General features: G+C 59.7%; 6 protein-coding genes. 3 read left to right on the top strand and 3 right to left on the bottom strand.

All coding sequences use genetic code 11. The annotated features are described in order from the left end of the window. Positions 1–515, bottom strand: a 515-nt coding sequence (locus NW844_RS11845) for a DUF2854 domain-containing protein (RefSeq protein ID WP_414335900.1), incomplete at its 3' end; no start/stop codon positions are given. Positions 516–641: 126 nt separating this feature from the next. Between NW844_RS11845 and NW844_RS11840 the strand changes: the two genes are divergently transcribed. After that, entirely contained in the window at positions 642–2,177 is a 1,536-nt protein-coding gene (locus NW844_RS11840) for an aminotransferase class I/II-fold pyridoxal phosphate-dependent enzyme (protein ID WP_414335898.1), read from the top strand. Between the two features lie 4 nt (positions 2,178–2,181). On the opposite strand, the gene NW844_RS11835 is transcribed toward NW844_RS11840, so the two are convergent. Further along, positions 2,182–3,624 carry a hemolysin family protein gene (locus NW844_RS11835; protein WP_414335896.1) on the bottom strand — a complete coding sequence of 481 codons (1,443 nt, stop codon included), beginning with the start codon at positions 3,622–3,624 and terminating at the stop codon, positions 2,182–2,184. Between the two features lie 251 nt (positions 3,625–3,875). Next, positions 3,876–4,259 carry a PepSY domain-containing protein gene (locus NW844_RS11830; protein WP_414335894.1) on the bottom strand — a complete coding sequence of 128 codons (384 nt, stop codon included), beginning with the start codon at positions 4,257–4,259 and terminating at the stop codon, positions 3,876–3,878. Between the two features lie 217 nt (positions 4,260–4,476). Between NW844_RS11830 and NW844_RS11825 the strand changes: the two genes are divergently transcribed. Both NW844_RS11825 and NW844_RS11820 read left to right on the top strand, forming a co-directional pair. Continuing rightward, the gene (locus NW844_RS11825; RefSeq protein ID WP_414335893.1) at positions 4,477–5,397 is read left to right on the top strand and encodes a branched-chain amino acid transaminase; all 921 of its coding nucleotides are present in this window, start codon (positions 4,477–4,479) and stop codon (positions 5,395–5,397) included. A gap of 89 nt (positions 5,398–5,486) precedes the next feature. Then, positions 5,487–5,782 (top strand): phosphoribosyltransferase (locus NW844_RS11820; RefSeq protein WP_414335891.1); only part of this gene is annotated, 296 nt, incomplete at its 3' end.

The following is a 5,782-nucleotide window of genomic DNA, read 5'->3' as shown; positions in this document are numbered from 1 at the left end:
TCTCGGGGCTGCTGCAGTTGCACCTCCACGTCGCGGCCAAAGAAGCCCTGCATTTTTTTCTGGTAGCTCTCCTGCCATTGCTGGAAGGGAACGGCCGGCGAATCGAAGAGAAGTACCAGGGTGTAGCGGCCATCCCGCAATTCTTCTCTGTAGCCTCTGATTTTGGGTAGGTCTGCTTCCAGAGGGCCGCGCAGGCCGAGGAACTCCAGGGCCTCTTCCAGGTGGGCGTTGGCCCCATAGCTGTATTTGGTGATGTCGGCGCGGACTTGTTTTTGAATTTCCGTGGCCTGCTGAGCACGGGCTTGGAGCACTTCTGGCGAGGGGGGCGTCAGGGCAGGCACTGGCTTGAGCTCCACCACCTTCATGGTCACCCCCCCCAGCAGCAAGGGGATCCCGGTAAACAGGCCGATGAGGTTCAGGGTGGGATCGCTGTACTGGGCAAAGCCCCAAGCTGTGGCGGCAACGCCCGCCAGCAACACCAGGGTGCTCAGGGGGAGGGGCAGCTTTTCAAACATACAAGCAGGAAGGGCAACCTGAACCCAGGCTAGCAGGAAAGACGCTCCCTGGGGTGACCTTGAGGGTGGACTTGGCTCCGCTGGGGGTGGATAATGACTGGACGCTGGTGTGTTGGGGAGTGGCCCATGGTTCTGTCGCATCTGTCCAAAGCGTCCCGTCGTCTGCGCCTGCTGGATCGCAAAGCTCAAGAGCGGGCCCCTCTTTTTGAGGCCATTCGCCACTATTGCAGCTTGGACAAGGCTCCCTTTCACACGCCAGGCCACAAGCAGGGACGCGGGATCGCCACCGACCTGCGGGAGTTTTTGGGAGAAAACGTCTTCCGGGCGGATCTCACCGAGTTGCCGGAGGTGGACAACCTCCACGATCCCGACGGCGTGATCCGGGAAGCCCAGGAGCTGGCGGCAGCTGCCTACGGAGCGGATCGCAGTTGGTTTCTGGTGAATGGCTCCACCTGTGGTGTAGAAACCCTGGTGATGGCCGTGTGCGACCCAGGAGACAAGATCCTGCTGCCGCGCAACTGCCACAAGTCGGCCATTGCCGGCGTGATCCTCTCCGGGGCCGTGCCGGCCTATATCGAGCCCGACTTCGACATAGAACTGGGCATTGCCCACGGCATCACTCCTGCCGGCCTGGAGCAGGCCCTGGCCGAGCACCCCGACGCCAAGGGCGTGTTGGTGGTCAGCCCCACCTACTACGGGGTTTGCTGCGACCTAGAAACCTTAGCGGCCATCGCCCACAGCCACGGCCTGCCCCTCCTGGTGGACGAGGCCCACGGGCCCCACTTTGGCTTTCACCCGCAACTGCCCCTCTCCGCCTTGGAAGCTGGTGCTGATCTGGTGGTGCAGTCCACCCACAAGGTGATCTCCGGCATGACGCAAGCCTCGATGCTCCACCTCAAGGGATCCCGCATCGATCCCAACCGCGTGCGCAACATCTTGCAACTGCTGCAATCGACTAGCCCCAACTACGTGCTGATGATGTCGCTGGACGTGGCGCGGCGGCAGATGGCCCTGGAAGGGGAAGCTTTGCTGGGCCAAGCCCTGGCTTTAGCCGATCAAGCCCGCGCCCGCCTCAACCGCATTCCAGGGCTCTTTTGCTTTGGCCCGGAGCGCATCGGCTCTACACCTGGCTTTTTCGATCTGGATCGCACCCGCTTGACGGTGACGGTGTCGGGGCTGGGCCTTTTTGGCTTCGACGCCCACGACTGGGTCAACGACCACTTCCACGTGCAGCCGGAGATGTCCACCCTGCACAACGTGGTCTTTATCGTTAGCCTCGGCAACACCCAGCGGGATATCGACCGGCTGGTGGAGAGCTTCGCCGCTTTGTCGAAGCAGGCCCAGGGATCCCAACCCTCGCTGGCGATGGCCGAGAAACTGCGGCGCCTGGCCCAGTTGAAACGCCCTCCCCTGCCGCCGCAACGGCTCTCGCCGCGGCAGGCTTTCTTTGCCCCCATCGAGCGGATCCCCTTTCAGGAAGCCGTAGGCCACATCTGTGCCGAGATCATCTCCCCCTACCCCCCTGGGATCCCTATCTTGGTGCCCGGCGAAGAGGTAACCCAGGAAGCGGTGGACTATCTGTTGTTGGTGCACGAGGCAGGCGGCTTTATCAACGGCCCCGAAGATGTGCGGCTGCAGACCCTCAAGGTCGTCAAAACCTAGCTCCTCAAGAGCCAGGCTTGGTCGTCTGGGCGGGGGGGAGCACTGGCAGCGGGTTGGGAGAGCTGCGGCGGTGGCGAACGACCTTCACCCGATCCACCCGTGGGCCTTCCATGCGCACCACCTGGAACTCCATGTCTTGGTAGGTGAACTTTTCCCCCACGCGCGGGATCTTCTGCAGGTGGTAGATCAAAAAGCCCCCCAGCGTCTGGTAGTCCTCGTGGAGGGGCAAGTTGAGGTGGCAGCGCTCGTTGACCTCTTCAATATCCAACTGGGCCTGGATGAGGAGGGTATTTTCGTCCAGCTCCTGAATATCCGGCTCCTTCGCCTTGGGATCTGGGCCATCGGAGAGCTTGCCGACAATCTCCTCCACCAGGTCTTGAATGGTGATCAGGCCCGCCGTGCCGCCGAACTCGTCCACCACCACCACCATTGGCCAGTGGTGCTGCCGCATCTCCGGCAACAGTTCAGCAATCAGCTTGTTCTCCGGCTCAAAGTGGGCCTCGCGAATGAAAGGGGTGATGGGGCTGTGCAAATCCAGGGATCCCTTGGCCAGCTCGCCGATCAGCTCCTTGACATGAATCAGGCCGCGGATGTCATCCAAAGACTCGCCGTAGACCGGGTAACGGGAATGCCCCGATTCGGCCACCTCGGCCAGCACCTCTTGCACCGTAGCGGTTTCCGGCACCGCGTCGATGCTGGTGCGCGGGATCATCACCTCGCTGGCCACCGTCTCGCCGAACTCGAAGATATTGCTCAACAGCTCCCGCTCCTCCGCCTCGATGTTGCCCGACTCCACCGACGAGGCGATCAACAGTTGCAGCTCCTCCACCGTCATGGTGCTGTAAAAAGAAGTGGCCTCCGGGATGCGGACGCCAAAAAGCTGCAACAAGCAGCGGGAGGAGAACCGGAGCAGCTCCACGCAAGGGTGCAAAAAGCGGCTCACCAAGCGGTTGAGCCAGGCCAGTTTTAGGGCAATCGGCTCCGAGTAGAGAATGGCCAGAGTCTTGGGGATCAGCTCCCCCACCACAATTTGGAAATAGGTGAGCAGCGAAAACACCACCACCACTGCCACCCCCTGAACAACGGCGGGATCCACGTTCCGCAACCAGGCCAACTGCCTCAAGGCCAAAAACAGTGTCGGCGCAACCTGGGTGGCCCCGATCCAGCCCAGCAGCACGCTGGCCAGGGTAATGCCCAACTGGGTGGTGGAGAGGGCATACTCCAACTGTTCCTGGGCCTTTTGCACAATTGCCGCCTGGCGGTTCCCTTCGCTGGCCAACTGCACCATGCGGGAGCGCCGCGCCGACACCAAGGAAAACTCCACCGCCACAAAAAAAGCGTTGATGACCAGAAGAGCGATGACCCAAAAGAGACTAAGAGACGCATCTCCCCACGAAAGCTCAGTGTTGGGGAAAGTAGCCGCTGAGACTAAAGGGGGGTCGTCCATCAGGGGGAGCAGCAAGACGGATAGACAGCATTTTAGCCCAGACTGACTCGACCACCTGCCCCTGGCCAGCAGTTAAACTGGCCTCAGCCAGCGGGTGTCTATCATGCGAACACCTTCCCCCTGCCCAAATAAACGGGATCCCCAGCTTTTGCAGTTCTCAAGATTGCTACTGTTTCATCAAGCATTCATCAGGCAGTGGCAACTACCGCTTTTTCCGGCAACGCTTACCCCAGTTTGTGTCCCCCTGAGGACTAGTCATCGATATCGACAACATCGCCGGTAGTGGCGTCGATCTTGACCTCAACATCGTTGGTGAGTTTTACTTCCCAAACTAAGCGGCCATCTTCGCGCTCCAACTCAACTTCTTTGATCACAGCATCGGGAACAGCAGATCGAGCCATCTGAATCGCTTCTTCAATGCGGACGGCTGGAGCAGGAGATTGAGCAAAAGCTACCTCTGTGCTCTTGCCTACCGATAACATCGGGCTGCTGAGGAGCAAAACGCCCAGCACAAGCAAGGAAGCAACAGCAAGTTTTGGAAGCTTCATTTCCAACTGTTTGAGTAACCACATTCTTACCCTACCAACCTTGGGGTGAAAGAAGCCTTGCCAAAAGGAGCACTGTTGCTTTCGCAAAGGGAGTGGACTCCTTGCGTCATGGGGTGTAGTTCGTCGGCCCCTCGTAAGTTAGAAGCTGTTTGCCTCCACAGCCCTCTCAGAACTTGACTGGCTAAAAAACACTGCAGTGCGCATATCTTTCCGAGTGCTGCCAACGCTGGGGCTGCCGGTGCTGCCTCCATCGGTGATAATATTCCTACTCTTACATCTTTTCCCACCGCAGTAGGTGCCGACCATGCCGGATTTTCTGCCCTACGCCTACTTTCAGGGCCAGATCGTCCCCTTTGCCGAGGCGAAGATCTCCATTGCCACCCATGCTCTGCACTACGGGACGGCAGCCTTTGGCGGTCTACGCGGGATCCCCGACCCGCAAAATCCGGATCAGGTGCTGGTGTTTCGTCTCGATCGCCACTGCCGACGGCTGAGCCAGAGTGCTCGCCTGCTCTGCTTCGATCTGCCCGCCGAAAAGATCGAGCAGGTGATCGTGGAGCTGATCCGCAAAAATCGCCCCTCCACCTCTTTCTACATCCGCCCCCTGGTCTACACCTCCGACCTGGGCATCTCGCCGCGGTTGCACAACATCGAGAAAGACTTTTTCGTGTACGGGTTGGAGTTGGGAGACTACCTCTCACCAGAGGGAGTCACCTGCCGCATCAGCTCTTGGGCCCGCCAAGAGGATCGCAGCCTGCCGTTGCGAGGCAAGATCACCGGCGCCTACATCACCTCTTCTCTGGCCAAAACTGAGGCAGTGCAGTCCGGCTATGATGAGGCCATTTTGATGAACTCCCAAGGCAAGGTAAGCGAAGCCTCGGGCATGAACATCTTCATCGTGCGCAACGGCGTGCTGATTACCCCCAGCTTTGACCAAGACATCCTGGAAGGGATCACCCGCGACAGCGTTCTCACCCTGGCCCGCGACCTGGGGATCCCCACCCAAGAGCGTCCGGTCGATAAGTCGGAGCTGTTGATTGCCGAGGAAGCCTTCCTCACCGGCACTGCCGCCAAGATCACGCCCATTCGCCAGATCGAGCAATACGTCTTGCCCCCCTCCCGCCCCATCACCGAGCAGTTGCGGCAGAAGCTGACGGCCATCACCGAAAATCGGGATCCCGCCTACGCCCATTGGGTGAAGGTGATCCCGCTGAAAGAAAGCTAGACCCTCAGGTTGCCATCGTCAGGCCGGTCGATGGGAAAAGAATCAATATAGTTAGAATTGAGCAATCCAGACTGCGGGAGAGGGATCCCTTGCACGAGATTTCTATTACCTGGGCCGACTACCACCGCAAAATCGAAGAGCTGGCCGTCAAAGTTTACGAAAGCGGCTGGGAGTTTAACCAAATTGTCTGCATCGCCAAAGGCGGGCTGCGCATCGGCGATACCCTGGCCCGTCTCTTCGACCTCCCCCTAGCCATTCTCGCCGCTTCTTCCTACTCCGGCCCTGGCAATCGCCAACGGGGGCAACTGACCTTTTCGCGGGATCTGGCCATGACCACTGCCAACCTGGGCAGCCATGTGTTGCTGGTGGACGACCTGGCCGATTC

The sequence above is a fragment of the Synechococcus sp. H55.2 genome (genome assembly GCF_047462495.1).
GTDB lineage: Bacteria > Cyanobacteriota > Cyanobacteriia > Thermostichales > Thermostichaceae > Thermostichus.
This window is presented reverse-complemented; position numbering and strand designations above follow the sequence as displayed.